Annotated in this window: 28 protein-coding genes, 2 pseudogenes and 1 riboswitch; of the genes and pseudogenes, 24 read left to right on the forward strand and 6 right to left on the reverse strand. The window is 46.4% G+C overall.

Going from position 1 to position 26,270, the window contains the following annotated elements:
• Positions 1–287 precede the first annotated feature (287 nt).
• On the forward strand, positions 288–1,502 hold the full coding sequence (locus tag M1D59_RS02685) for a macrolide family glycosyltransferase (protein WP_035337170.1): 1,215 nt from the start codon (positions 288–290) through the stop codon (positions 1,500–1,502).
• Here M1D59_RS02685 and M1D59_RS02690 read toward each other — a convergent pair.
• Positions 1,499–1,945 carry a DUF2188 domain-containing protein gene (locus tag M1D59_RS02690; RefSeq protein WP_020450238.1) on the reverse strand — a complete coding sequence of 149 codons (447 nt, stop codon included), beginning with the start codon at positions 1,943–1,945 and terminating at the stop codon, positions 1,499–1,501. The two genes, M1D59_RS02685 and M1D59_RS02690, sit on opposite strands and share 4 nt — an antisense overlap.
• A gap of 118 nt (positions 1,946–2,063) precedes the next feature.
• On the opposite strand from M1D59_RS02690, the gene M1D59_RS02695 reads away from it, so the two are divergent.
• Entirely contained in the window at positions 2,064–2,885 is an 822-nt protein-coding gene (locus M1D59_RS02695; protein ID WP_023857886.1) for an EcsC family protein, read from the forward strand.
• Between the two features lie 43 nt (positions 2,886–2,928).
• On the opposite strand, the gene M1D59_RS02700 is transcribed toward M1D59_RS02695, so the two are convergent.
• Entirely contained in the window at positions 2,929–4,218 is a 1,290-nt protein-coding gene (locus M1D59_RS02700; protein ID WP_023857885.1) for a Na+/H+ antiporter NhaC family protein, read from the reverse strand.
• 128 nt (positions 4,219–4,346) lie between these two features.
• Here M1D59_RS02700 and M1D59_RS02705 point away from each other — a divergent pair.
• The 9 genes and pseudogenes from M1D59_RS02705 to M1D59_RS02745 all read left to right on the forward strand — a co-directional run.
• A pseudogene (locus M1D59_RS02705) lies at positions 4,347–4,676 on the forward strand (cupin domain-containing protein); the annotation flags it as partial.
• Positions 4,677–4,697: 21 nt separating this feature from the next.
• Positions 4,698–5,036, forward strand: a pseudogene (locus M1D59_RS02710) (YdbC family protein); the annotation flags it as partial.
• Positions 5,037–5,137: 101 nt separating this feature from the next.
• Positions 5,138–5,578 carry a glucose starvation-inducible protein GsiB gene (gsiB, locus tag M1D59_RS02715; RefSeq protein ID WP_458117761.1) on the forward strand — a complete coding sequence of 147 codons (441 nt, stop codon included), beginning with the start codon at positions 5,138–5,140 and terminating at the stop codon, positions 5,576–5,578.
• 389 nt (positions 5,579–5,967) lie between these two features.
• The gene (locus M1D59_RS02720; protein WP_023857882.1) at positions 5,968–7,008 is read left to right on the forward strand and encodes an AI-2E family transporter; all 1,041 of its coding nucleotides are present in this window, start codon (positions 5,968–5,970) and stop codon (positions 7,006–7,008) included.
• Positions 7,009–7,079: 71 nt separating this feature from the next.
• Positions 7,080–7,221, forward strand: a riboswitch (cyclic di-AMP (ydaO/yuaA leader).
• A 74-nt stretch (positions 7,222–7,295) separates the two neighbouring features.
• Entirely contained in the window at positions 7,296–8,540 is a 1,245-nt protein-coding gene (locus tag M1D59_RS02725) for a dicarboxylate/amino acid:cation symporter (protein WP_326455526.1), read from the forward strand.
• Positions 8,541–8,609: 69 nt separating this feature from the next.
• Complete coding sequence (locus tag M1D59_RS02730) at positions 8,610–9,536, forward strand: ABC transporter ATP-binding protein (RefSeq protein WP_026580582.1); 927 nt, start codon at positions 8,610–8,612, stop codon at positions 9,534–9,536.
• Positions 9,529–10,296 carry an ABC transporter permease gene (locus tag M1D59_RS02735; RefSeq protein ID WP_023857879.1) on the forward strand — a complete coding sequence of 256 codons (768 nt, stop codon included), beginning with the start codon at positions 9,529–9,531 and terminating at the stop codon, positions 10,294–10,296. The genes M1D59_RS02730 and M1D59_RS02735 overlap by 8 nt, the downstream gene beginning before the upstream one ends.
• 121 nt (positions 10,297–10,417) lie before the next feature.
• Positions 10,418–10,756: a hypothetical protein gene (locus tag M1D59_RS02740; protein WP_023857878.1), complete on the forward strand. Its 339-nt coding sequence runs from the start codon at positions 10,418–10,420 to the stop codon at positions 10,754–10,756.
• Between the two features lie 124 nt (positions 10,757–10,880).
• Complete coding sequence (locus tag M1D59_RS02745) at positions 10,881–12,029, forward strand: acyl-CoA dehydrogenase family protein (RefSeq protein WP_458117762.1); 1,149 nt, start codon at positions 10,881–10,883, stop codon at positions 12,027–12,029.
• Positions 12,030–12,065: 36 nt separating this feature from the next.
• On the opposite strand, the gene fbpB is transcribed toward M1D59_RS02745, so the two are convergent.
• From fbpB to M1D59_RS02760, 3 genes are all read right to left on the reverse strand, one after another.
• On the reverse strand, positions 12,066–12,221 hold the full coding sequence (fbpB, locus tag M1D59_RS02750) for a Fur-regulated basic protein FbpB (protein WP_023857876.1): 156 nt from the start codon (positions 12,219–12,221) through the stop codon (positions 12,066–12,068).
• A gap of 2 nt (positions 12,222–12,223) precedes the next feature.
• Positions 12,224–12,382 (reverse strand): Fur-regulated basic protein FbpA, encoded by a 159-nt coding sequence (gene fbpA / locus M1D59_RS02755; RefSeq protein ID WP_023857875.1) that lies wholly within the window; start codon positions 12,380–12,382, stop codon positions 12,224–12,226.
• A 414-nt stretch (positions 12,383–12,796) separates the two neighbouring features.
• On the reverse strand, positions 12,797–13,117 hold the full coding sequence (locus M1D59_RS02760) for a thioredoxin family protein (protein ID WP_003179104.1): 321 nt from the start codon (positions 13,115–13,117) through the stop codon (positions 12,797–12,799).
• A 160-nt stretch (positions 13,118–13,277) separates the two neighbouring features.
• On the opposite strand from M1D59_RS02760, the gene M1D59_RS02765 reads away from it, so the two are divergent.
• From M1D59_RS02765 to M1D59_RS02790, 6 genes are all read left to right on the forward strand, one after another.
• On the forward strand, positions 13,278–14,363 hold the full coding sequence (locus tag M1D59_RS02765; RefSeq protein ID WP_043054078.1) for a D-alanine--D-alanine ligase: 1,086 nt from the start codon (positions 13,278–13,280) through the stop codon (positions 14,361–14,363).
• A gap of 116 nt (positions 14,364–14,479) precedes the next feature.
• Positions 14,480–15,850 carry a UDP-N-acetylmuramoyl-tripeptide--D-alanyl-D-alanine ligase gene (locus tag M1D59_RS02770; protein ID WP_035337161.1) on the forward strand — a complete coding sequence of 457 codons (1,371 nt, stop codon included), beginning with the start codon at positions 14,480–14,482 and terminating at the stop codon, positions 15,848–15,850.
• Between the two features lie 65 nt (positions 15,851–15,915).
• Complete coding sequence (locus tag M1D59_RS02775; RefSeq protein ID WP_023857871.1) at positions 15,916–16,626, forward strand: alpha/beta hydrolase; 711 nt, start codon at positions 15,916–15,918, stop codon at positions 16,624–16,626.
• A 346-nt stretch (positions 16,627–16,972) separates the two neighbouring features.
• Positions 16,973–18,436: a degradosome RNA helicase CshA gene (gene cshA / locus M1D59_RS02780; protein ID WP_023857870.1), complete on the forward strand. Its 1,464-nt coding sequence runs from the start codon at positions 16,973–16,975 to the stop codon at positions 18,434–18,436.
• Between the two features lie 112 nt (positions 18,437–18,548).
• Complete coding sequence (locus M1D59_RS02785; RefSeq protein WP_026580585.1) at positions 18,549–19,028, forward strand: PH domain-containing protein; 480 nt, start codon at positions 18,549–18,551, stop codon at positions 19,026–19,028.
• Entirely contained in the window at positions 19,018–20,502 is a 1,485-nt protein-coding gene (locus tag M1D59_RS02790; RefSeq protein ID WP_368679512.1) for a PH domain-containing protein, read from the forward strand. The genes M1D59_RS02785 and M1D59_RS02790 overlap by 11 nt, the downstream gene beginning before the upstream one ends.
• On the opposite strand, the gene M1D59_RS02795 is transcribed toward M1D59_RS02790, so the two are convergent.
• Entirely contained in the window at positions 20,499–21,098 is a 600-nt protein-coding gene (locus M1D59_RS02795; RefSeq protein ID WP_023857867.1) for a rhomboid family intramembrane serine protease, read from the reverse strand. The two genes, M1D59_RS02790 and M1D59_RS02795, sit on opposite strands and share 4 nt — an antisense overlap.
• A 343-nt stretch (positions 21,099–21,441) precedes the next feature.
• Here M1D59_RS02795 and M1D59_RS02800 point away from each other — a divergent pair, with 343 nt between their 5' ends.
• The 7 genes from M1D59_RS02800 (at position 21,442) to M1D59_RS02830 (ending at position 26,261) form a co-directional block, all read left to right on the forward strand.
• Entirely contained in the window at positions 21,442–22,401 is a 960-nt protein-coding gene (locus M1D59_RS02800) for a LolA family protein (RefSeq protein WP_164468292.1), read from the forward strand.
• A 224-nt stretch (positions 22,402–22,625) separates the two neighbouring features.
• Positions 22,626–23,795, forward strand: coding sequence for an alanine racemase (gene alr, locus M1D59_RS02805; protein WP_023857864.1), 1,170 nt, complete (start codon positions 22,626–22,628; stop codon positions 23,793–23,795).
• Between the two features lie 111 nt (positions 23,796–23,906).
• Positions 23,907–24,188 carry a CopG family ribbon-helix-helix protein gene (locus tag M1D59_RS02810; protein ID WP_006638778.1) on the forward strand — a complete coding sequence of 94 codons (282 nt, stop codon included), beginning with the start codon at positions 23,907–23,909 and terminating at the stop codon, positions 24,186–24,188.
• A 4-nt stretch (positions 24,189–24,192) separates the two neighbouring features.
• Positions 24,193–24,543 (forward strand): type II toxin-antitoxin system endoribonuclease NdoA, encoded by a 351-nt coding sequence (ndoA, locus tag M1D59_RS02815; protein WP_003179128.1) that lies wholly within the window; start codon positions 24,193–24,195, stop codon positions 24,541–24,543.
• Positions 24,544–24,660: 117 nt separating this feature from the next.
• A complete protein-coding gene (locus M1D59_RS02820) occupies positions 24,661–25,488 on the forward strand; it encodes an RsbT co-antagonist protein RsbRA (protein ID WP_023857863.1) in 828 nt (275 codons plus the stop codon).
• A 3-nt stretch (positions 25,489–25,491) separates the two neighbouring features.
• Complete coding sequence (locus tag M1D59_RS02825) at positions 25,492–25,857, forward strand: STAS domain-containing protein (RefSeq protein ID WP_031305225.1); 366 nt, start codon at positions 25,492–25,494, stop codon at positions 25,855–25,857.
• A gap of 2 nt (positions 25,858–25,859) precedes the next feature.
• Entirely contained in the window at positions 25,860–26,261 is a 402-nt protein-coding gene (locus M1D59_RS02830) for an anti-sigma regulatory factor (protein ID WP_023857861.1), read from the forward strand.
• Positions 26,262–26,270 lie beyond the last annotated feature (9 nt).

Below are 26,270 nucleotides of genomic sequence, written 5' to 3' on the forward strand. Positions count from 1 at the left end.
GTTTCTTATGATGTATTGTGCCTCGATCGGCCGTGTTTTAATTTGCTTTTAAAAAAAGGAAAATCGTCTTCTGATTGGGGCTGTCAAGTAATAAAGAGCCTGTTTTCTCTAATAATATACGCTCATTTGAATGGCAAAAAAATTTAAAGGAAAGATATGCAGAAACAGACAAATGGTTATATAGTTATGTTTATGTATTATTAACTTAATTAAATTTCTTTACTTCATTTGTCTTTTTGTAGTAAATTTCCTTATATAAATTTTCGTATGAGAAAGGAAGAGCTGTGATGGGACATGTACTGATGATCAATTTCCCGGGGGAGGGGCACATCAATCCCTCTCTTGGCGTCACAAAGGAGCTGCAAAGACGAGGAGAAAGCATCGTCTATTATGCAGTTGAGGAATACGCTGAAAAAATTAAAAAAACAGGGGCGGAAGTCCGTTTATACCCGGATTTCAGAGAGGCTTTATCACCCGGGAAAGAAAGAGAAAAGATGGACTTTGCCGAGTTGGTATACAATATGTCAGGTAAAGTCGATGAGATCGTTCAGCTCATCTGCCAGGAAGTCAGGGACGAGTCTTATGATTATGTGATATATGACCATCACTTTTTGGCGGGGAAAATCATTGCTGAAATGCTTGGGCTGCCGAGCGTTTCGTTATGTACGACATTTGCAATGGACGAGACGTTCGCAAAAACGTTTACCCTGCAAGGCGACCTTGAAAGCTCGCCGTATTTTGAAAAATTGAAGCAATCCCTTGGCGAATTAAGTGAGCGGTACCCCGTCAGTCTCGACAAGCCGTTTGACGTATTCTCCTGTCCGGGGGACATTACGATTGTCTTTACCTCCAGGGAGTTTCAGCCTCATGCCGAGCGATTTGGAAATGACTATTTGTTTGTCGGGCCGTCGATTACGAGCAGACAGGATCCAGGCAGCTTCCCGTTCGCTGAGCTGGAGGGGGAAACCGTCATCGTGATCTCGATGGGCACGATCTTTAATCAGCAAAAAGAGCTGTATCATATGTGTATCGAAGCGTTGAAAGACTTTGACGGCAAGGTGGTTATGGCTGTTGGGAAATCAACGGATCCCGCGGATCTCGGCACCATACCGGATCATTTTATCGTGAGGCCGTATATCCCGCAATTGGAGGTTTTGAAAAAAGCCGATGTATTTGTCACCCACGGCGGCATGAACAGTACAAATGAAGGCCTGTATTTTGATACGCCGCTCATCGTCATTCCGATGGGTGCTGACCAGTTTTTCGTCGCAGCTCAGGTGGAACGGACAGGGGCCGGGATCAAGCTTGATAAAAATGAACTTTCTCCGGCTGTTTTACAAAAAACGATTGAAGATATGCTTGAAAACCGCTCCTATAAAGACGGCGCCGCCAAAATCGGCCGCTCGCTCCGCGATGCCGGCGGCTATCAAAAAGCAGCTGATGCTGTATTGGAGTTGGCGGGGAAAAAAGTAAGACGCTCCAAAAACGGAGCGCCCCGTTAATTCATCCTGATCTTCCGCTCCACACTGCCGTCTTTTTTATGGACGATGACGGCAGTGCCTTTGTTTTCGGCGATTTCTTTCGCCCGTTCGACGGCTTCTGCTTTTGTATCCTTTACTTCGCTGGCCCGCTTGGCGTCTTCGGCTTTGACTGCCCAGCCTTTTTCGTGTTTAATGACATGCTCGCACTTTTCCGCAAGCTCCGGCCTGCTGCTCGAACCGCTGTCACCGCGTACCGTTTCATCAGCTTCCTCCGCATAGGATTTGAGTTCGCTTTTGCTCCTGTTATCCGCCCATTCCTTCGCCTGACTCGTCGCGATCGGAATCGCCCGGCTTTCGTCGTATCCTTCGTCTACCATTGCATTCGCAATTTCAATGGCTTTCTTTTTTACCGGTTTGTCCAAATGTTTCAATGAAGCGGGATAGTCTTCCATTGACCATGGCATCTGATCATTCCTCCTTTTACATAAAGGTTTACCCTCCGGCTGCCGATCAAAAAACACGGATTCATAAAGTGAATCATTGTATACTATAAAAAAACACGATTGAGAGGGCGAACCTTCTGTGCGCAACGATAAAACAGATTTGGAAAACGAACTGAAAAAAATTGAAAAATGGGAAAAAGAGCAGCAGAAAGCGTGGTTTTGGGAAAGGATCGGGCGGCTGCCGTTCAAGGTTCTGGACAAGCTTACACCGGCATTCATTCAAGATAAAATCGGTCTCTTGCTCGACGAAATCGGCGGCTTTATTCAAAACGGCGGCCAATATTTGACGTCCGAAAAACATCTGATCCGCCAGTTTCAAAAAAAGCTGCCGGATGAAACGATCGAAACGGTCGAAGATATTCAAAGGGCTCCTTTGGAAGTGATGGATCAAATGTGTGAAAACCTCGGGAAAAACAGAGCGAATACCGCGGCTGTCCAAGGAGCGACAACAGGTGTCGGCGGCTTATTCACGCTTGCCGTCGATATTCCCGCCATCCTCGGCCTTTCATTGAAGACATTACAGGACATCGCGGTGTCTTACGGCTACGATCCTAAAGAAAAAACGGAGCGGATGTTCATTATTAAATGCCTGCAGCTCAGCGCCGCTGATATTGTCGGGAAAAGGGCGATCATTCAGGAACTCAGCCGATACCATCTACAGTCAGGCTCACGGGAAAATATGATTTCGCAAATTCAAGGCTGGCGGGAGGTTGTTTATACATACCGCGATTCTTTCGGATGGAAAAAGCTGTTTCAAATGGTGCCCGTCGCAGGCATCCTCTTTGGCGCAATCTCAAACCGTTCAATGGTGAACGGCGTTGCCGAAACAGGAATGATGATGTATAAAAAACGGAGGATCATGGAAAGGCTTGCGGAGCTGGACGCCGCAGAAACAGAGTGATAAAAAGGCTGCCGTTTCGATAACGGCAGCCTTTTTCATAGAGTTACGCTTTTTCCGTAAAGCGAGGCAGTCTGAAGATAATCGCGCATATGCCGCAGACGCCGATCAAAATCGGATAAAAAGAATAAGGAAGAATGCTGACAGGCGATATTTTCGCGATTTGTGCAGCTGAAAGCATTTGCGCGCCGTAAGGAATCAATCCTTGTACCACACAGGAAAAGATATCGAGGATGCTCGCCGATTTCCTATTGTCGATTCCGTACCGGTCGGATAAATCTTTTGCCAGCGGTCCCGCTGTAATAATGGCAATCGTATTGTTGGCCGTCGCCAGGTTTGCCGCGCTGACAAGGCCGGCAATGCCCGCTTCCGCTCCTTTTTTTGAACGGATTCTCCGCGATACAAATTGAAGGAGAAATGCGATCCCGCCGTTTCGCTTCATCATTTCCGCCATTCCGCCAATCAGAAGCGATAAAATGATCAGTTCGGACATCCCGCCGATGCCTTCGGTGATCGCGGTTAAATACGTATGAAGCGTCAGGCTGCCGTCGGAAATACCGATTACTCCGGCTAACACGATGCCGCCGAAAATAACGGCCATAACATTAAATCCGAGAAGAGCGAATATCAGAACACCGAGATACGGCAGCACCTTCACCCAGCTGTAAGTCCCGGCTTGTGCGGCAGGATGCCCTCCGGCTGAAAACACCATCAGCAGGATGACCGTGGCAACCGCGGCAGGCAGGACGATCAGGAAATTCGTTTTAAACTTGTCCGACATTTTCGTCTTTTGTGTGCGGACAGCGGCAATGGTCGTATCGGAAATAAATGATAAGTTATCACCGAACATCGCGCCCCCCACAACCGCAGCAACCGAATAGGCCGCCGGAACGCCGATTTCGGCGCTGATCCCTGCTGCGATCGGAGCGAGCGCAGCAATCGTTCCGGTTGACGTGCCCATCGACACAGAGATAAACGCAGCGATGATAAATAAACCGGCAACCATAAACTGCCCCGGTACAAACGAAAGCGCAAGATTAACGGTTGATTCAACGGCCCCCATCGCCTTTGCGGCTGATGAAAACGCGCCGGCCAAAATAAAGATCATCACCATGATCATAATATCGGGGTGTCCGGCGCCTTTCGCAAACCACTCCGTCTTTTGGCTGAGCTTCTCCTTACGGTTCATCGCCAGTGAGACAACCGATGCCGCAAGCGCCGCGGCCACGATTGGCAGGCTGTAAAAATCGCCTGTGATCAAGCCTGATCCAACGAATAAACAAACAAATAAAAACAGCGGCAAAAGCCCTGAAGCTTTTCCGTTTTGATTTTGCATGATGTACACCTCTTCTATAGGTTCAAACCGTTTTTTCACCAATATCCAACACTTTAAAAGGCGAACGCTCAAAAGTCAAATGGTAAAATAAGTTCGGGAGAAAATCAAATGAAAGAGGAGTGAAGCTGATGGATCGCAAAACGAGTCTTCTTGAATTGACAAAGAAAGTCACAGAAAAGCACGCCAATTTTTCCGTTTCGGAAGTGAACGACCATTGTATGCGAATTGCTGTTTTGGAGGGCGAATACGTATGGCATTTCCATCCCGGCTCAGATGAGCTGTTTATTGTTTTGGAAGGAGAGCTGTTGATCGACTTTCAGGACCGTCCCACAGAAGTCCTGAAAGCGAACGATTCCCTGCTGATTCCGAAAGGCGTCATTCACCGGACGCGCGCTGATGTAAGGTCGGTTAACCTTTGTATAGAAAAAACTAATGCGGAAACCGTCCCGTTCGCGGAAGGGAATGTGCTGAAGCTGATACGGTGCAAACCAGCCGGACAACAGCTTCATGCATTCAGCGAGGCGCAGGCCAAATGGGCTCCGCTGCAAAACGTCAGCGGATTCATCAGACAGTGGGGTGGATGGATGGAAACAGAAAACGGGCCGGAAGCCCTTGTCCTCGTGCTTTGGAAATCAAAGCGCGATTATTTGAACTTTATGGCCGATCATCATGATGCAATATATGAAAGAACGAATCAGAAAGGTACGTTCGAATCCATCAACATTACCCTGTTTGAAGAGCCTGCCGAGATATCTAAGACGCTGCAGAACAATACGCCGGCTCCGGTACCGGAATGGACGGTAAAAGGCAGCGGATGATTGCATGATTCCCGGACTCTTTCGTGAATGTGCTATTTGTGTTTACGCTTTTTGAAATGTGGAATGTAAAAACCATAACACTTCAAAAGGAGGAATCGAAAATGGCAAACAATAATGACAACAACAAAATGAGCAGGGAAGAAGCAGGCAGAAAAGGCGGAGAAAAAACAAGCCAAAACCATGATAAAGAATTCTACCAAGAGATCGGTCAAAAAGGCGGAGAAGCAACAAGCAAAAATCATGACAAAGAATTCTACAAGGATATCGGCGAAAAAGGCGGGGAAGCCACAAGCCGTAATCATGACAAAGAATTCTACCAGGAAATCGGTGAAAAAGGCGGAGAAGCCACAAGCCGTAATCATGACAAAGAATTCTACCAGGAAATCGGTGAAAAGGGCGGAGAAGCCACAAGCAAAAACCATGACAAAGAATTCTACCAGGAGATCGGTCAAAAAGGCGGAGAAGCCACAAGCCGAAACCATGACAAGGAGTTCTATCAAGAAAACGGTGAAAAAGGCGGACGCCAAAGAAGAAGCGGTTAATGTACGGTGAAGAGAGGGGCTGACAAACAGTCCCTCTCAGCGTGTCGACAAACCCTCGCATTCGTTGTCAGGCCTGCGCATCGGTGCTCACGAATTGCAACATTCGCTCCGCCCCAATGCTCGGCCTTCCTAGACTGCAAGGGTTGAGGGTCACGCTGAAAGGATTTTGTCAATAATCTGGAGGGGCTGAACATCAGCCCCTCCTTTTTTATGGAAGATGCCTGCCGCTGCTGCACGAGCGCTCATATTAAAATATTATTAATTATTGATCTTCTGAAGAGATTTCCGGTCTGTTTTGTTATATAATTTACAGATGATGCATCAAATTGTAATTATAAAAGTTTGAATGCTAAAAGTTAAGGACTAAAGTACTGGTGGGAGTGTACCGAATGGCAGCGTTGATTAAATTTTTTCAGCATCCTGGGGTCAGGCGTTTTTCAGTTTTTGTTGTATTGGCGGGAGTTTTATATCTGTTCCGCAGCATGATGAATCTCATATTGCTCACATTTATCTTTACGTTTTTGATGAACCGTCTGGAAAATGTGATCCGCGGTTTTTTAAACCGCTTTATTAAAGTCAGCCAGAGACTGATTATTTCCTGTTTGTATGCGGCTCTTGCCATCGCGCTTTCGATCGGCGGTGTGGTCTATTACCCCGTGATCGTCACCCAGATTCAGCAGCTGATCAAACAAGGAAAGTATATTGCTTCTCACCCTGACAGCATTCCTTTTCTCGATATGATCACCGGTATGTTCGGCGATATCAATTTGACATCCTATTTGGAAAAAGGTCTTAACTTTATCTATACATATATCACAGATATTAGCGCGTTTGGCCTGCAGGTGGTTATGTCATTGGTTCTCAGCATGTTCTTATTGATCGAAAAAGACAAGGTCTTGAGCTTAATGGATAAATTTAAGACGAGCAAAATAGCCATTTTCTACGAGGAAATTGCTTACTTTGGTAAAAAATTCACGAGAACGTTCGGAAAGGTGCTTGAGGCTCAGTTTATTATCGCCTCCATCAATTGCGCATTGACGACCATTGCCCTCGCGATTATGGGTTTTCCTCAGCTATTCGGCCTTGCTGTCATGGTGTTTTTCCTCGGGCTGGTTCCGGTCGCAGGCGTTGTGCTCTCCCTTATTCCGTTAAGCATTATCGCCTACAGTATCGGCGGAATCGCTTATATCGTATCACTGGTATTGGTCATCATGATCGTCCATGCGATAGAGGCCTATTTCCTCAATCCGAAACTGATGTCCGCCAAGACGGAGCTGCCGATTTTCTTCACGTTTATCGTGCTGATTTTTTCTGAACATTTCATAGGGATTTGGGGTTTAATTATCGGTATTCCGATATTTGTTTTCCTGCTTGATATCCTTGATGTCACAAGTCAAGAGAAAAGCCGAACAGCGGGCACCCGAAAATAGCATATATTTGTAAATCAGAAAATTTGGTTTACATATTTCGAATTTTCAGGTATAACTGTTATATAACGAAATAGCGCCACACGTTTAATCCTTTAGTAGGAGTGGGGGACCCGATCATTTGGGGTGAATTTTTCTGTTCCCGTGCGAACTGAAAGACGGACATCTCTTCGTCCGAACCCGTCAGCTAACCTCATCAACGTGAAGAGAGTCATGTGGAACCAATTTTAATGGTAAAAGCCCATGGGAGATCTCTCATGGGCTTTTTTTGGAAAGGGGAGATATGTTATATGAAGTTAGCAACAAAAATTATTATCGCTCTATTACTCGGTGCAGCCGTCGGTATTATACTGAACGTCACTTCGCCGGATTTATTTAGCAAGCTTAATACATTTTTATTCGGGCCGCTCGGCACGATCTTCCTCAACTTAATTAAAATGCTCGTTGTACCGATTGTTTTCTTTTCTCTCACTTTAGGGGTAGCAGGACTTGGAGATCCAAAGAAACTGGGCAGAATCGGTGCCAAAACGATTTCTTTCTTTTTAGTTACAACGGCAATTGCCATTATTATCGGACTTATTTTAGCGTTGGTCATCAAACCAGGAACCATCGGAACGTATGATACAAGCGCAGCGGAATATTCAGCTGAGAAGGCGCCAAGCATTGCCGAAACGCTTTTGAATATCATTCCGACAAACCCGGTTCAGGCAATGGCTGAAGGAAATATGCTGCAAATCATTGCTTTCTCCATTTTGGTCGGTCTCGGAATTACGATGCTCGGCAAAAAAGCGGACGCTCTTCTCAAAGTGGTTGAACAAGGTAACGATCTAATGATGTATCTCGTCAATCTCGTCATGAAGTTCGCACCGTACGGTACGTTCGGCTTGATTGCCGGGGCAATCGGAAGTCAAGGCTGGGACGCCATTAAAGCAATGGGGCTTTATATGATCGTCGTCATTCTGGCGCTGTTCATCCACACCATCGTCACATACGGCTCAGCGATTGCGTTTTTGGCAAAGCGGAACCCGCTCACATTCTTTAAAGATTTTTCAGAGGTTATGCTTGTTGCCTTCAGTACGTCAAGCAGCAACGCGACGCTTCCGGTTTCGATGGATGTCGCTCAAAGAAAGCTGAAAGTGCCAGAGCCGATCTCAAGCTTTGTTCAGCCGCTTGGAGCTACGATCAACATGGATGGCACGGCGATTATGCAAGGGGTAGCGACGGTCTTTATCGCTCAGGTGTACGGCAATGACCTGTCACTGACACAGCTGTTGATGGTTGTTCTCACCGCAGTGCTTGCCAGCATTGGAACAGCGGGTGTTCCGGGTGTCGGACTGATTATGCTCGCCATGGTTCTTCAAACAGTTGGCCTTCCAGTTGAAGGAATTGCGCTAATATTGGGAATTGACCGACTTCTGGACATGATTCGTACGGCTGTCAATACAACAGGTGATGCAGCATGCGCAGTCATCGTCACCGAAACGGAAAAGAAACACGGCAAAATCGAAGCCCCTCATAGTGAAGTGTCCGTGTAACTCAAAAATGATATAATCAAACAGTGCCTTTTCGGCACTGTTTATTTTTTTGGGAAAGAGGAGGGGGCTATGACAAAGCAGCCTGTTTTACATATAGAAAATGTTGATAAAATCATAGACGGCAAAACAATATTGAAGGATATCCGCTTAACGGCGGATGAAGGGGAGATCATCGGCCTGCTTGGACCGAACGGATCAGGAAAAACGACCCTCATCAAATTGATTACCGGGTTAATTAAAATGAAGAGCGGATCAATTGTCATAAACGGCTTTCCGATTGACCGCCAATTTGAAAAAGCGATCCGGTCGGTCGGAGCCATCGTTGAAAATCCTGAATTTTATCCGTATCTGACAGGCTATGAAAATCTGAAACACTATGCAAATATGCACGCTGGAATCGGTCGGGATAGACTGGCGGAAGTGATCAGCAGGGTCGGGCTAGAAGATGCCGCAGAAGACAAGGTCAAAACATACTCGCTTGGAATGAAACAGCGCCTCGGTATTGCCCAGGCGATTCTTCACCGGCCGAAGCTGCTGATTTTGGACGAGCCGACAAACGGATTGGACCCGGCGGGAATGAAAGATTTCCGCGAACACTTGCGTGAGCTTGCCGAAGAAGAAGGAACGGCGATCCTGTTTGCGACCCACTTGCTGAAGGAAGTGGAAGATTTGTGCGATCGGGTCGTCATCCTTCAACAAGGGAAAATCAAATCAACCGTCGTCCTCAATGATGCGGATGAAAAGCAGGAAAAGGCGATGCTGGAGGTACAGCCCTATGACAAAGCGCTTCAGTGGCTGAAAGACCAGGGATACGAAGCCCACGCCGAAAAAGGTCTCCTCGCCGTAAAGGTGGCGAAAGCGCAAATTCCTGCTTTAAATCAACAGCTTGTCGCCAATGAGATTGACGTCTATTCGATCGCTCCGTTTAAGCAGTCTCTTGAGGATGAATATATGGCGCGGACGAATGGAACGGAAGAGAGGAATACTGATGTTTAAACTGATTCAAAACGAGCATGTTAAATTGCTGAAGCGAAAAGTAACATTTGTATCGCTGGCGCTGATCGCAGTCTTTCAATTTCTCCTCGCGCTCATAACGAAAAGAATCCTGATGAGCGCCGGGACAGAGGATCATTTTATCGGCTATTTTTCATTCACCCCAAACCTGAATATCCTTTTGCAGGGGCTTTCGATTGTGGTGGCGGCTTCAATTATATCTTTTGAATATGATAAAAAGACGATCAAATTTTTGCTGATCCGCCCTGTCAGAAGAGAAAAAATTCTTGTTTCAAAATACGTGACGAGCGTGCTCGCAAGCATTTGGCTCTTTATCATTTACTACGGATTTTCTTTATTATTCGGTCTGCTCTTTTTCGGCGTGAAGCTCGACGAAAAAGCGGAGCCGCTCTTTATCAATACGGTGACAATGATCGGTACGCAGTGGTTTGAAGTATGGATGATGGTTTCCTTTGCGTTTTTATGCTCTGCATTGTTTAAAAGCAGCGCGCTCAGCATCATGGTGTCGATCGTCGTGTTGTACGGCGCCAAAATGCTTGTGACGATTATGTCGTATTTGGAAAAACCGCTCGGTAAATTTTTGTTGTTCGCTAATACTGATTTAACGCAATACGCCGGAGAGGCCAAGCCGCTTTTTAGCGGGATGACGCCTTTGTTTTCACTCGTCATCGTCTTTCTCCATCTCGTGTTTTTTCTCGGAACGGCGTGGTGGGCCTTTTGTAAACGCGATATGAAAGTATAAAATATTTTGTCTAAAGTGTGACAAAAGGAATGACATTTTTGTGAAATATGTCGTAATTACCGTGTGAATTTCCTATCCTAAATTATAATTTTAGGATAAGGGAATGGGGGATGAGACATCCATGAAAAAATTTATTACGGCATTGCCGATTGTATTGCTGTTGTCATTTTCATTTGTTTCTTTTGCCTTTAATTTCGATCATCTTGTCTATTTTAGACTTGCGCTCGGGCTCTTTTCGCTCGCAGGTTTGTTTCTGTTATATAAATTGAAAAACGGCGTCCGCTTCTTTATGGCGTATCTTTATGGAAGCTGGGTCGTGCTGGCCGGAATCGCCGCATATGAAGAACCGCTTTTTTCCGATTTCTTCTTCGGCGGTCTCACGATCACGATGGGCTACTTAACCTACATGCTGATTTATCTCGGTATGAAGGTTGACCGTCGCGGCGGTCAAGCCGTTTAGTCAAAAGCGCACCTCGCTGAAGGTGCGCTTTTTTGTTTTGCCAAGGGTATCATTTGCACAACAAGCCGTGAACGAACTATAATACTTATTAAATCTATCGGAATTTGGTCAGGAGGATGCCGGTGTGTGTTCAATATTTGTGAAAACGGAAAGGCAGCAGGAATGGCTCGGTAAAATCGGGAAACTGGCGGATGAATTTGAGAAAACAGCAGCGTATTATGACGAACATGCCCAATTTCCCGCAGAACATATTCAAAAGCTGCGGGATTCAGGCTACACAGCGCTGACGGTCGGAAAAGAATACGGGGGAGAAGGCATTCCACTCTACGATATGCTTTTGTTTCAGGAACGGCTTGCCAAAGGAGACGGACCGACAGCTCTCAGCATCGGCTGGCACTTGAGCGTGATGGGAGAACTGGCGGAAGGAAACAGCTGGGACCGGCATGTGTTTTCATCGATTTCACATGAAGCATTAAAGGGTGCGCTGATCAACAGAGCTGCAAGTGAAGCGCAGACGGGAAGCCCGACAAGAGGAGGACGCCCCGGAACCCATGCGGTCAAAAAGAACGGCGGATGGATTGTAAACGGACGTAAAACATTTACAACGATGTCTCCGGTTCTCGACTACTTTCTTGTCACCGCTTGGATTGAAGAGAAGCAAACGATCGGCGTTTTCTTGATCCATAAAGATGCGGAAGGCTTGGCAATAGAAGAAACGTGGGATATGGCGGCGATGAGGGGTACGGGAAGCCACGATCTGGTGCTGACCGATGTCCGTCTCGACGAATCCATGCTTGTCGAGCTGTTGGCAGGTAAAAGAACGGATAAAGTCAACGGCTGGCTGCTTCATATACCGGCTGTTTATCTAGGTATCGCGCAAGCAGCGAGAGATTATGCCGTCCAATTTGCAAAAGACTATCAGCCGAACAGCTTGAAAGGTCCGATTAAAGAAGTGCCTGCTGTTCAGCGTCATATCGGCGAAATCGATTTGGAACTCATGAAAGCCCGTCACTTTATGTATCATGTCGCAGAGCTTTATGATGACCCGGAGCGCCGCGCCTTTTTAACAGGTGAGCTTGGAGCGGTTAAACATACAGTAACGAATACGGCTATTGCTGTCGTAGACAGGGCGATGAGAGTCGTCGGAGCGAAGAGCCTGGCGAGAACGAACCCGCTCCAAAGATTCTATCGCGATGTCCGGGCGGGCCTCCACAATCCGCCGATGGATGATGCGACAATCGGCAAGCTTGCTGGCATTGCATTCAGTGAATAGTAAAAAAGAAGCCGTTCAAAATGAGCGGCTTCTTTTTTAAGTTTGTTTTGCTTTAGACATTGCCAAAAGGCGGTTCTCGTGTCTGCGGTCGATCTTGTCATAAATGACTTCCATTTCTTTCGGGTTCTTGGCGATTTCTTTCTTATATTCTTCGACAAGCTGATGAAAGGTTTTAATCTTCCGTTTTGACATGATTATCCGCCTTTCTTGTTGGATTGGTATTCGCTTTCAAGTTCGCTTAAAGACAATTCGTAAAGGTGGCGCTCTTCTTTTTTATATATGCCAAGCTGGATAAGCCGCTGAATGAGTTGTTTCTTTCTCATTTCCACCGCTTTCTTTAATTGAGGGGCCATGTGATCACCTCGTCAACCTTTAGTGATATTGATAATCATTATCAATTAAGGGTATTATACTAAATAGTATCACCAAATGTAAAGAGACATCCTTAAAATAATATTGAAAAAAATTGAAAAATATGAATTATTATCCAAAAAACGTATATAAAAAAAGAAGCCGACAAGGGCTTCACAACTAGAAAAAATAATTGCAAAATAGGAACAAAAAACATTCTACCTGAATATAAAAAACGAATCAAGAACTTTTTGCGAAACTTCGACATTTTCGTTTCCCGGGAAATACTCGTGTCGAATTATTAATGAAAGCTCACTTTTATGAAACAAATATTGCTGCTGTCCCGTCTTGTATAAAAAGGACATGGGCGCTCCCATGTCCTGCGGTTCAGACAAAAAATCAGAACTTTAAACGAATTAGCTAATATGTTCAGCCAGGAACTCGTTCACTTCTTCAGGTGTTTTGGCATTTGCGCTGTGAAGGTGACCCGTTTTTTCGCCGTTTTTGAAAATCAACAGGCTTGGAATGCCCATGACCTGATACTTATCGGCAAGTTCAGGAAGATCGTCTTTATTCAGCTCATACCAGTCATTTTCCTGATAAGCCTCAAGAATGTCTCCGATGAACATGTTCATGCGTGTGCAGTCCGGGCACCAGTCAGCATAAAATTTGACGATGATTTCTTTATCGGATTGGATCAGTTCATTAAATTGTGCTTCTGTTGTGATTTTTTTCAATTGCAACCTCTCCTTTTCAATGCCATTTTAATATAAAATGAAAAGGATTTACATACAAATGCTTTTTATATGCTGTTTTTAGACCGTATTAAAATAATTAGATCATTTTCCCGGGAAAGTGATAAGATAGTAAAGATGAATCCAGTGGGGGGAGTACGAATTGAAGACAAGATTAGGATTGGTATACGGCGGAAAATCAGCGGAGCATAACGTTTCTCTGCAAACCGCGCTGGCCGTCACGAAAGCATTAGATACTGAAAAATTTGATATACACCCGATTTATATAACAGAAAAAGGCGAGTGGGTGAGAGGGCCGCAACTGACAGAACCGGTTTCAAATGTGAAAATGCTTCAGTTTGAACAGACGGGCCAGACATTTTCTCCGGCATTGCTGAACCGCGATATGTTTCCGGGCGAAGCTGATGTAAAAGAAGACTCGATTGATGTTGTTTTCCCGCTTTTGCACGGACCGAATGGGGAAGACGGCACCATTCAAGGCATGCTTGAACTATTGAATGTGCCATATGTGGGCAACGGAGTCTTAGCTTCCTCTGCGGGCATGGATAAAGTGGTCATGAAGCATCTGTTTGCACAGGCAGGGCTTGACCAGGCGAAATACGTTTCATTTGTGAAAAAAACATGGAGTCACTCCAAAGAAGAAAGCTATGATCAAGTGGAAGCTGAGCTTGGTTATCCGTGCTTCGTAAAACCGGCTAACCTTGGATCAAGCGTCGGGATCAGCAAATGCAGAAACCGTGAAGAGCTTGACCAAGCCTTTGGGCTTGCATTTCAATATGACCGGAAAATTGTCGTTGAAGAGGGCGTCATCGGACGCGAAATAGAACTCGGCGTTCTGGGGAATGATGAACCTGTCTGCTCAGTCGCGGGGGAAATCGCTCCGAAGAAAGATTTTTATGACTATAAAGCAAAATATGAAGACGGCGACACTGATTTGATTATTCCGGCTTCCCTGACAGAGGACGAATACGAAACAATGCGCAGCATGGCGGTCAAAGCGTTTCAGGCGATTGACGGCTCAGGCCTTGTGAGAGCGGACTTTTTCCTTACAAACGAAGGCAGGGTCCTGATCAATGAAGTCAATACGATGCCGGGATTCACACCGTTCAGCATGTTCCCGCTTCTCTGGAAGCAATCAGGGGTTGAGTATGCTGAACTGATTGAAAAACTTGTCGCTTTGGCAATCGATCGGCACGAAGAAAAACAGCAGATCAAACATACATTTTAACGGGACGGAGCGGACCGAATCCGGGGGAAAGCGGTTCGCCCTTATATACAGCTGCAGACACTATCCTTATTTGTGGTAGTGTCTCTTTTCCTTGCTGGAGAAAGAGAGGGACATACATGATAACGAGAACGGTAAAAGAAATTGCTGAAATGTCGGAAGGCGTTTTGACGAATGAAGCTTTTGAAGGGCGTCTCGTCAAAGGCGTCTCAACCGATTCGAGAAAACTGGCGAAAGACCAACTGTTTATTCCGCTTGCAGGCGAGCGGTTCAATGGTCACGTTTTTGCAGAGCAGGCTTTTCAGGAAGGCGTCGCAGCCGTGCTGTGGAACCGGAGCGAACCGAATCCTCCGGAAGGGAAGCCGGTCATTTTAGTTGACGATACGCTGGAAGCGCTGCAGAAGCTTGCGAAGGCATACAGGCATCAGCTGGACGTGAAAATCGTCGGCGTGACCGGTTCAAATGGGAAAACGACGACAAAAGACATGATTCATGCTGTGTTGGGCACCGAGTATAAAGTGCATAAGACAGAAGGAAACTATAATAACCACATCGGCCTGCCCCTGACGATTCTGGCGATGCCGGAAGATACGGAAATCGCCATTTTGGAGATGGGGATGAGCGCCAAAGGGGAAATTGATTTTCTGACACGTCTGGCGCGTCCTGATATCGCCGTCATCACAAACATCGGCGAATCGCACCTCCTTGAACTCGGATCAAGAGAAGGAATTGCAGAGGCAAAGCTCGAAATTGTCAATGGGCTTTCAAAAGAGGGCACACTCATTTATATCGGAGATGAACCGCTGCTCGCCGAAAGGCTGAACCAGCCGCTTTACGAGACAAAGACGTTTGGAGAGGATCCGGCTTTCGACTATCAGCTTGAGGATATGACGCAGACGGAAGAGGGCACGGCATTCCGCGTCAGAGGGATCGAAAACCGGTTCTTCATCCCGGTGCTCGGAAAGCATAATGTGAAAAACGCTTTAGCTGCGATTGCGGCCGGAGACCTTCTGAATGTCAGCAGGACTCATATTGCAGAAGGGCTGACGAAACTGAAAGTGACCGGTATGCGGCTTGAGCTTGTAAAGACACGGGCCGGCGTTGCGATCATTAATGACGCCTATAATGCAAGTCCGACATCCATGAAAGCGGCGATCGAGCTTGTCGACCAGATGAAGGGATACGGCAAGAAAATGCTCGTTCTCGGCGATATGCTGGAGCTCGGCGAAGGAGAGAAAGCGTTTCATGAAGACATCGGGCAGGCAGTCAATCCGGACTCAATCGACTTTTTATTTACGTACGGGGATCTCGGTGCATATATTGCAAAAGGGGCGCTTAAACATTTTCCCGAACACCGCGTCCTTCATTTCAACCCGGAAAACAAAGACGGTTTGAAAAAGACATTGAAAGAAAAAGCGAATACAGGGGATCTGATCCTTGTCAAAGCGTCCAGAGGCATGCGTCTTGAGGATGTTATAAAAGATTTGTAAGGGAACATTGAATCATAAAGTCGTTTTTTATGTGATCATCAGTAAAAGAAAACGGGTGAATGGTCATGATAGGATGTTTATGCATTCACGGATTTACCGGAGCACCGTATGAATTGGAACCGCTGGCTTCTCATTTAAAACAAACGGCCGATTGGCGAGTCGAAATGATCACGCTGCCCGGGCACGGGGAGATGCCGGTTTTAAAAGGCGTCTGTTTTCAGGAATGGATCGCTTGCGCGGAAGTGGAGCTTGTCCGTTTGTTGAAAACGTGTGATACGGTATTTTTAATCGGATTTTCAATGGGCGGGATGATTGCCGCCTATTTAGCCGGAAAATATCCGGTCAGCCGCCTTGTCCTGTTGAGCGCGGCTGCCCAGTACATCAGCCCGGGACAGCTGATCCAGGATTTGAAGAATGTGATCAAAGATTCTTTGCAAGGCAAGCTTGAGGATAATCTGCTTTACAAAAGGTACAAACAAAAGCTGACAAGCACCCCGGTGTCTTCAGCATTTCAGTTTCGCAAGCTCGTTAAGATGACAAAGCCTGCTTTGAAAAACCTCCGCATCCCTGTGCTCATTGTTCAGGGGGAATGCGATTCAATCGTGCCGCTGTCAAGCGCGTATTATCTTTATGAAACCATACCTTCCGAAGAGAAAGAGCTGTGCCTCTTGCCGGAATCCAAGCACCATGTCTGCCTTGAAGAAAACTCCGCTGTCCTCTTTCAAACCGTTGAGGCGTTTCTCAAAAAAACGCCGATTGAATCCATAAAAAAATAAATAATTGAACGGCAATCTGCAAAAAATAATCGGGGATGCGGGCAGGGAAAAATGAGTGTATGCTGTCGAAAGCCGCACAAGCCTGTGTTACAATGTGTAAAAGACGTCAACAGGCGGGCTTGACGTTTCCGGGACGGTTGTCCCAGAGGTCTATAGATGGCTGCCGAACCGGCGAGAGAGCACACTGCTCATTTTCATCTTGTTGAAAAACGTATAACGGAATGGTAATATAACATGTAAAGTAATTCGGGCTTTGCATAAGTATGGACCTGTCCTTTGCACAAAGGGCAGTTTTTATTGATAAAACACGATTACTGAAACAGTAAGCAGAAGGAGTTTGAATACATTGACAATAACGTTTCAAGATTTTCAATTAAGTTCTGATCTCACAAAAGCGATCAAGCGTATGGGATTTGAAGAGGCAACACCGATTCAGGCACAAACGATTCCGCTCGGCCTTGCAAATAAAGATGTGATCGGACAAGCGCAAACGGGAACAGGAAAAACGGCTGCATTTGGCATCCCCCTTGTTGAGAAAATCAACCCCGAGTCTCCTAACATTCAAGCCATTGTTATCGCACCTACTCGTGAATTAGCCATTCAAGTTTCTGAAGAGCTATATAAAATTGGACAGGATAAACGCGCTCGCGTGCTGCCGATTTACGGTGGACAGGATATCGGACGCCAGATTCGCGCGCTTAAGAAAAATCCTCATATTATCGTCGGAACACCTGGCCGTTTGCTTGACCATATCAACCGCCGCACAATGCGTCTTCAAACAGTGAACACCGTTGTGCTTGATGAAGCGGATGAAATGCTGAACATGGGATTCATCGAAGATATCGAATCCATCCTTTCCAATGTGCCCGCTGAGCATCAAACATTGCTGTTTTCTGCAACAATGCCTGCTCCAATTAAACGGATTGCAGAACGTTTCATGACCAACCCGGAGCACGTGAAAGTGAAAGCGAAGGAAATGACAGTATCAAACATTCAGCAGTTCTACCTTGAAGTACATGAACGCAAAAAGTTTGATACGCTGACACGTCTTCTTGACATCCAGTCTCCTGAACTGGCGATTGTATTCGGCCGGACAAAGCGCCGCGTCGATGAACTGACAGAAGCGCTTAATCTGCGCGGTTATACAGCTGAAGGAATCCACGGCGATTTGACTCAGGCGAAGCGGATGGTGGCACTCCGGAAATTTAAGCAAGGCGCAATTGAAGTGCTCGTTGCGACAGACGTTGCGGCGCGTGGCCTTGATATTTCAGGGGTAACGCATGTCTACAACTTCGATGTGCCGCAAGATCCTGAAAGCTATGTTCACCGCATCGGAAGAACGGGACGCGCAGGCAAAACAGGAATGGCGATGACCTTCATTACACCGCGCGAAAAAGACATGCTCCGCGCCATCGAGCAGACGACAAAACGCAAAATGGACCGCATGAAAGCACCGACTCTAGACGAGGCGATTGAAGGACAGCAGCAGGTGACGGTTGACCGCCTCCGGACGATCATCGAGGAAAATAACCTGAACTTCTATATGACGGCTGCAGCGGAATTATTGGAAGACCATGATTCTGTGACAGTTGTTGCGGCTGCCATTAAAATGATGACCAAAGAGCCGGACAACACGCCTGTCCGTTTGACGGAAGAGGCTCCGCTCAGAACGAAGCGAAATAAAAGTCACCACCCCCGTTCATCAAAACGCAGAGACGGCGGCGGCTACAGAGGAAAGAACAATCGTTCATCTTATGATAAAAAGCGTTCCTCAAATGACAGACGCCAAAAAAAATCATATAATTCATAATCAAAAGGCGGATCCTTTTTTACGGATTCGCCTTTTTTTAAAAACGAAAGCCTTTATCCGAAACATTTTCAGCCTAAGACCGTAAATAGAACTAGATTGGGGGAATCGAGTTTTGAGAAGCGAGCCGAAAAATCAAATTAGCCGCGATGGCGTAAAAGTCTGGAGAATCACAGCTTGTATCACATCATTCGTTTTAATGCTGGCTGCAGCAGGCCTTGTTGCCGCAGGGTTGATATTTAAATGGCCGGTATGGACCGGCATTTTGTCAGCGGCCGTTTGGCTGGTGATTTCATTTGTCATCATTATTATTATTCCGAATATCCGCCACAGAATATGGCGCTACCAAGTCCATGAGAACGAAATCGATATTCAGCACGGCATCTTTGTGGTGACCCGCGTGATCGTTCCGATGGTCAGAGTCCAGCATGTTGATACATCGCAGGGCCCCATCCTCAGAAAATATAATCTCGCCTCCGTGCAAATTTCAACAGCCGCGACGACCCATTCCATTCCCGCTCTGGATGTTGAAGAGGCGGATCAGCTCAGGGACTCCATTTCCAGGCTGGCAAGGGTGACTGAAGATGATGTCTGAACCGAGACGCATGCACCCCGCCGCCGTCATTCTCAACTTTATTAAAGGCCTTGTTGAGACCGTTAAAAACTTTATCATTCCATTTGGCGTAGTGCTTTTTTTAAATCAGTCGCACACAGTCAAAATGCTGGCGATCGCCGCGGCCGTGCTGTTTTTCATTGCTTTGGTCGTGACGAGCATCATCAAGTGGAGCAAATTTACATACCGTATCGAAGAGGATGAATTGCGAATAGAGGAAGGCCTGATTAATAAGAAAAAAAGGTATATTCCGATCGAACGGATTCAAACGATCAACACGAGCGCTGGCCTCATTCAGCAAATATTCAAGCTGGTGAAGCTTCAAGTCGAAACGGCAAGCGGAGGAACGGAAGCGGAAGTTTCCTTGGTCGCCATTACCCAGGCAGAAGCCGAACGTATTCAGCAAGCGCTTTTCGAAAGGAAAAAAGCGGCGGAAAGCACTGAAGCCGCTGTCACGGATCCCCAGGAAGAGACTGCTGCAGAGGCGGAGGAAACAGCGGAAGAACCGCAAATGATGTACAAAATGACCGGGCAGGAGCTTTTAACTGCAGCGTCAACATCAAGCGGGATCGGCGTCATTATTTCAGGGGTATTCGCTTTTTTCACTCAAGTCGACGACTTCTTTGATTTGGACTGGCTGTATGACCGTTTTGCTTTTTTGAATAGCGCTGGAGCGACTGTCATCGCCTTAGCCGCTTTTGTTGCCCTTTTCATCGCATGGCTTCTCAGCATTGTCGGGATGCTTTTGAAATACGCGAATTTTACAGTCGTGCGTAAAGAGAAAGAAATCGTCATTTCCAGAGGGCTGATTGAAAAGCATCAAATCACGATTCCGCTGCAGCGGATTCAAGCGATTAAAATTAAGGAGAGTCTGATCAGGCAGCCTTTTGGACTTGCAGCCGTCACGATCGTCAGCGCAGGCGGAAACGTTTTGGAAGAAGATAAATCTGCCGTCCTATTTCCGATTATCAGCAAAAAAATGATCAAACAGCGCCTCGGAGAACTCATTCCGGATTATGCGCCGGAAGACGATTTGAACCGCTTGCCGAAACGCGCACTGCGCCGTTATATCCTGCGCGCATCCTGGCCGGTTCTCGCCGTCGTTCCGCTTTCTATTCTGTTTCCGCCGTGGGGCTATTTGTCCGCTGTATTGATTCCTTTTTACTGGATCATCGGCTACTTATCATACCGCGATGCCGGCTGGAAGATCAGCGGCAGCAAAATCATCATGTCATCGCGCTTCATCGGCAGAACAACCGCTGTCATTCAGCGCAGGCGCATGCAAGTGTTCGAAGTCAGCCGCTCGTATTTCCAGCGCAGAAGACAGCTTGTTTCGATCCATACATCAACAAAATCATCTGCTTTAATGGAGAAGTTTTCGGTGGCTGATGTCGAGGAGAAAGATTCGGACGATATTTTTGCATGGTATTCTTATGAAAAAAGAGTGAACGGTTAAAAGCCGTTCACTCTTTTATTTAACAACGGAGGAGCCAGAGCGAGTCCGCCCAGCAGTCCGAAGATGTGCGCCATGATATTGATATTTTGGTTGACAAACGTCATCAAAACCGAAATGGCGAGGATGGTGACGATGATTTGGGAATTGGCGCTTCCCATCAGCTCTTTTCTAAACAGCACGATGTACAGGTACACACCGAACAATCCGAATATCGCTCCTGAAGCACCGACATGCATATACTCCAGCGGTTCGATGAAATACGTGCCGATATTGCCGATCACTCCTGTCCCAATATAAACGATGAGAAACTTGAGTTTCCCGAGCATTCGTTCCAGCCCGGGGGCAAATAAAAAGATCGACATCGAATTAAAGAGCAGGTGGCCGAACCCGGCGTGAATAAAGATCGGTGTCACAAACCTCCACCATTCTCCATTCGCTATCCCCCAGTTAAATCCAATCAATAAATCAGACCACATCTGTACGGCCGTCAACGGAAGTAAAAAAAGAATCCAGATGGCAAGCTGCAGGGCCAGTATGGCTGATGTGACCGGATAGAGCCTGATAAACGTCTGAAAATTTTCTGTTCTGATAAACATGCTTATGATTTAAGCCCCTTTACAATGATCTCGTACATATATAGTAACACGTTTATGAACAGGCAGCGGCGATTAGTACGGAGGAGAAAAATGATTTTGAAAGGTTGTCATGCTAGTCTGCATATTGTCTGAGACACGCTCATATATTGGGTAGTGCAATAAGGGAGACGAGTCGTTGCAGGCTTTTATGGTACGCACGCCGATACAGCCGGCCCTGTTCTTATGGCGTACCGTTAAAGTCGAACAAGCGGTTTCTTCCTTTTTACATCAATGATTAAAAAGGGGTTGAAAAAAGGTGAGAAAAAGCTTTGTTTTGCTTTTAACGGGGCTGCTTGTAATCCTTATGCTTTCTGCCTGCGGCCAAAAATCGCAAGAAGATGTTGTGACGGGGCTCGACAAGAAGGCAAAAGAATACACGTCCTATAAGGCAAAAGCGAAAATGACGATTGAAACGGGAAATGAACCGCAGGAGTACAATGTGGAAATCTGGCATAAAAAACCTTCTCTTTACCGGGTCTATTTGGAAAACCCGAAAAAAGACCAGAGCCAGGTGATCTTGCGCAATGAAAACGGCGTGTTTGTTTTGACTCCGTCGCTGAATAAAAGCTTCCGCTTCCACAGCGACTGGCCTAATAACAGCAGCCAAGTATACTTATTCGAATCGCTCGTAAAAGATGTCAAAAATGATGGGGAAGCTTCTTTTTCCGCAAAGGATTCAAAATACATTTTTGAAACGAAAACGAATTATCAGCATAATCAGATGCTGCCGACCCAGGAAATCGTTTTCCATAAAAAAAACATGGCTCCTTCATCGGTTAAGGTGATGGACACGGACCGCAAACCGATGGTAAAGGTTGAGTTTACAAGCTTTGAATTCGATAAGCCGCTCGATAAAGACGCATTTGATGAAAAGAAAAATATGACGCTGTCTCAAATTGACGTAGCGACAAGCGCGGACGTGTCAGACTCTTTCGCCGTCAAAACGCCGCTCGATGTGCCTCAGGGCGTGAAAAAGCTTGAGGAGAAAGAAATGGCGACTGAAGACGGCAAACGAATCGTCATCACATACGGCGGTGAAAAGTCCTTTACATTGATTCAGGAAAAAGCCCGCGTCGCCAAAACATCTACTTCTGTGTCCATGAACGGAGAGCCGGTTGACCTCGGCTTCACGGTCGGCGCACTGACGGATAAATCGTTGTCATGGACTTATGACGGAGTCGACTATTTCATCTCATCAGAAGACCTTTCTCAAGATGAACTTCTGATGGTTGCCAAAAGCATGCAAGGCCAGTCTTCAAAATAGACTGTGCCTATCCAGCAGCCTGTTTTCCGCCCGGAAGCGGAAAGCAGGCTGTTTTTATATTTCCGGCGCAAGCGTATGTTTTCGACAGTTTTTCCGTAAAATGTATAGCGTGCCAGCAATTTTTCTCTTGTTCTGGGCAGTTGTTCCCGTACAAAATTTCCCTTTCTCCGAACTTTTTAGTATGATGGGAAGGACGATTGAAACAAGGAACAGGAAGTGTCATGATGAGCTTAAAACCATTCTATAGAAAGACATGGGCCGAAATCGATTTAACGGCTTTAAAAGAAAACGTGCGCAATATGAAGCGGCACATCGGCGAGCATGTCCACTTGATGGCCGTCGTTAAAGCGAATGCCTACGGACACGGGGATGCACAGGTAGCGAAGGCGGCTCTTGCAGAAGGGGCGTCCATTCTTGCTGTGGCTTTACTGGATGAAGCGCTTTCGCTGAGAGCGCAGGGGATTGAAGAACCGATTCTTGTCCTCGGCGCAGTGCCGCCCGAATATGCCGGCATTGCCGCGGAAAAGCGCATTACCGTGACGGGCTACTCAGCCGGCTGGCTGAAAGACGTGCTCGGTTTTCTCGGTGAGACCGAAGCTCCTCTTGAATATCATTTGAAGATCGACACGGGCATGGGCCGCCTTGGCTGCAAAACGGAAGAAGAGATCAAAGAAATGATGGAGATGACCGAATCGAGCGATAAACTCAATTGTACGGGCGTGTTCACTCATTTCGCGACGGCGGACGAAAAGGACACCGATTATTTCGACATGCAGCTTGACCGCTTTAAAGAATTGATCAGCCCTCTCCCGCTTGACCGTTTAATGGTGCATTCGTCAAACAGCGCCGCGGGTCTGCGCTTCAGGGAACAGCTCTTTAATGCCGTCCGCTTCGGCATCGGCATGTACGGTTTGGCGCCGTCAACCGAAATAAAAGACGAGCTGCCGTTTCGTCTGCGGGAAGTGTTTTCGCTTCATACCGAACTCACCCATGTGAAAAAAATTAAAAAAGGCGAGAGCGTCAGCTACGGGGCGACATATACGGCCAAACGTGACGAATGGATCGGGACAGTTCCCGTCGGGTATGCTGATGGATGGCTGAGGCGCCTTGCCGGGACGGAAGTGCTGATCGACGGAAAACGCCAAAAAATAGCAGGGAGAATCTGCATGGACCAGTTCATGATTTCCCTCGCCGAAGAATACCCTGTCGGCACAAAGGTTACCTTGATCGGGAAGCAAAAAGACGAATGGATTTCAGTCGACGAAATCGCCCAACATTTGCAGACGATCAATTATGAAATTACCTGTATGATAAGTTCAAGGGTGCCCCGTATGTTTTTGGAAAATGGGAGTATAATGGAAATAAGGAATCCGATCTTGCCTGATCAATCCTGAAAATTGATGAATTAGCGGAAAAACAACTTTGCTTGCGAAAAGAATAATGATATCATTATGGATGGAATGGATAGAGTGTTGTATCCGTAAGTTTGGTGGAGGTGTATGTTTTTGTCTGAATCCAGCGCAACAACTGAAATATTGATTCGCTTGCCAGAAGCTTTAGTATCAGAACTGGATGGTGTCGTCATGCAAGATAACGGGAGCAGAAATGAACTGATTTACCAAGCCACAAAAATGTATTTGCGCGAGCGCAAAAATCGACAAATTCGGGAATCGATGAGACGCGGTTATATGGAGATGGCCAAGATTAATTTGAACATCTCTTCTGAGGCTCAATTTGCAGAGTATGAGGCTGAAAACACAGTAGAGCGCTTAGTAAGCGGAGGATAATCATTTGATTGTTAAACGCGGCGATGTTTATTTTGCTGACCTATCTCCTGTTGTTGGCTCAGAACAAGGCGGGGTGCGCCCGGTTTTAGTGATTCAAAACAACATCGGCAATCGCTTCAGCCCAACTGCTATTGTTGCAGCCATAACAGCCCAAATACAGAAAGCAAAATTACCTACCCACGTCGAAATTGATGCGAAACGCTACGGTTTTGAAAGAGATTCCGTTATATTGCTCGAACAAATTCGGACGATTGACAAGCAAAGATTAACGGACAAAATCACCCATCTCGATGATGAAATGATGGAAAAGGTCAACGAAGCCTTACAAATCAGTTTGGCACTCATTGATTTTTAATATTAATGAAAGTTGCTCGAGGCGAAAGAGCAACTTTTTTTGTGTTCAAAAATAACAAACGATATAATGGAACTGTTAGTCCAAAAAATGTTATCAGATGTAGTTAGGGGGATGAACATGTCGAATCAAGCAGTGTTAAAATTTATCTCGGAGAACCAAAATGTACTCGCCGTGAATTTGGCGGATATTCTGAAAGACCTAAACAGCAACATGACAAACGTGAAGCTGACTGAACACATGTATGAGACGATCAGCAATGAATACATTCATATCCTTATGAATGAGTCCGGGGACGGGAATGAAAAATCGATCGACACCATCTACCAGTTTTCTTCAAAAGCCGTACAGCTCGGCGTTCCGCTGAAGCTTCTGTCGTCGGGATTATCAGCTTTTTGGAAGCACCTGTACTATGAAATGAACAAGGACGTCCCGGAAGATCAGCAATGCTATGATCTGATATGGGAAATCGATAAATTTATCGAACCGATCAACAGCGAAATCTTGAATCAGTATGCGATCTCCTGGGAGAAAACCGTCGCTCTTCAAAAGGTCGCATTACAGGAGCTCTCGGCGCCGCTGATCCCGGTTTTTGAAAATATTACGGTGATGCCTCTCGTCGGCACGATCGACACGGAGCGGGCCAAAAAGATTATGGAAAACCTGTTGAGCGGCGTCGTCAAACACCGGTCCGAAGTCGTCCTCATTGACATTACGGGCGTGCCTGTCGTCGATACGATGGTCGCACACCACATCATGCAGGCTTCCGAAGCTGTCAGACTGGTCGGCGCAAAATGCCTGCTCGTTGGAATCCGCCCGGAAATCGCGCAGACGATTGTGAATTTGGGAATCGATTTAACTCAGGTTATTACAAAAAATACCCTGCAAAAAGGAATTCAAACCGCATTAGAAATGACAGACAGAAAAATTGTTTCATTGGAGGAATAAGTTTTGAGGATACCTAACATTCCAATTTTGAAGCTATATAACTGTTTATTGGTATCCATTCAAGTGGAGCTCGATGACCAAACCGCTCTGAAATTTCAAGAGGACCTGCTGAACAAAATATATGAAACCGGTTCGAACGGAGTGGTGATCGATCTGACTTCGGTGGACATCATCGATTCATTCATCGCCAAAGTACTTGGCGATGTTATTACAATGTCAAAACTGATGGGCGCCAAAGTCGTTCTGACTGGCATCCAGCCGGCTGTTGCGGTGACATTGATTGAACTCGGCATTTCTTTGGACGAGATCGAGACGGCGCTCGATCTCGAAAAGGGGCTCGAGACATTGCAGCGGGAATTGGGGGAATAAATATGGCAGACCAATCCTGTGTGAAGATTTTGACAGAATGGGACATAGTGGCCGCCAGACAGCTCGGGCGAAATGTCGCCAAAGAACTGGGGTTCGGCACAGTGGACCAGGCCAGAATCACAACAGCCATCTCAGAGCTGGCGCGTAATATTTATTTGTATGCCGGAAAAGGCCGAATCTGCATCGAACAGGTTCAGGAAGAAGGTAAAAAGGGGTTGAAAGTCATAGCGGAGGATGAGGGGCCGGGAATCGCTGACATCAAAAAAGTGATGGAAGACGGTTTTTCAACCTCAGGCGGCCTCGGAGCGGGCCTGCCGGGGGTAAAGCGTCTGATGGACCAATTTGAATTGCATTCGGACGCGGAAAATGGAACGGATATACAAGCCATAAAGTGGCTGCGGTAGGAGGGAAGG

Source organism: Bacillus sp. PK6-026, assembly GCF_054161455.1.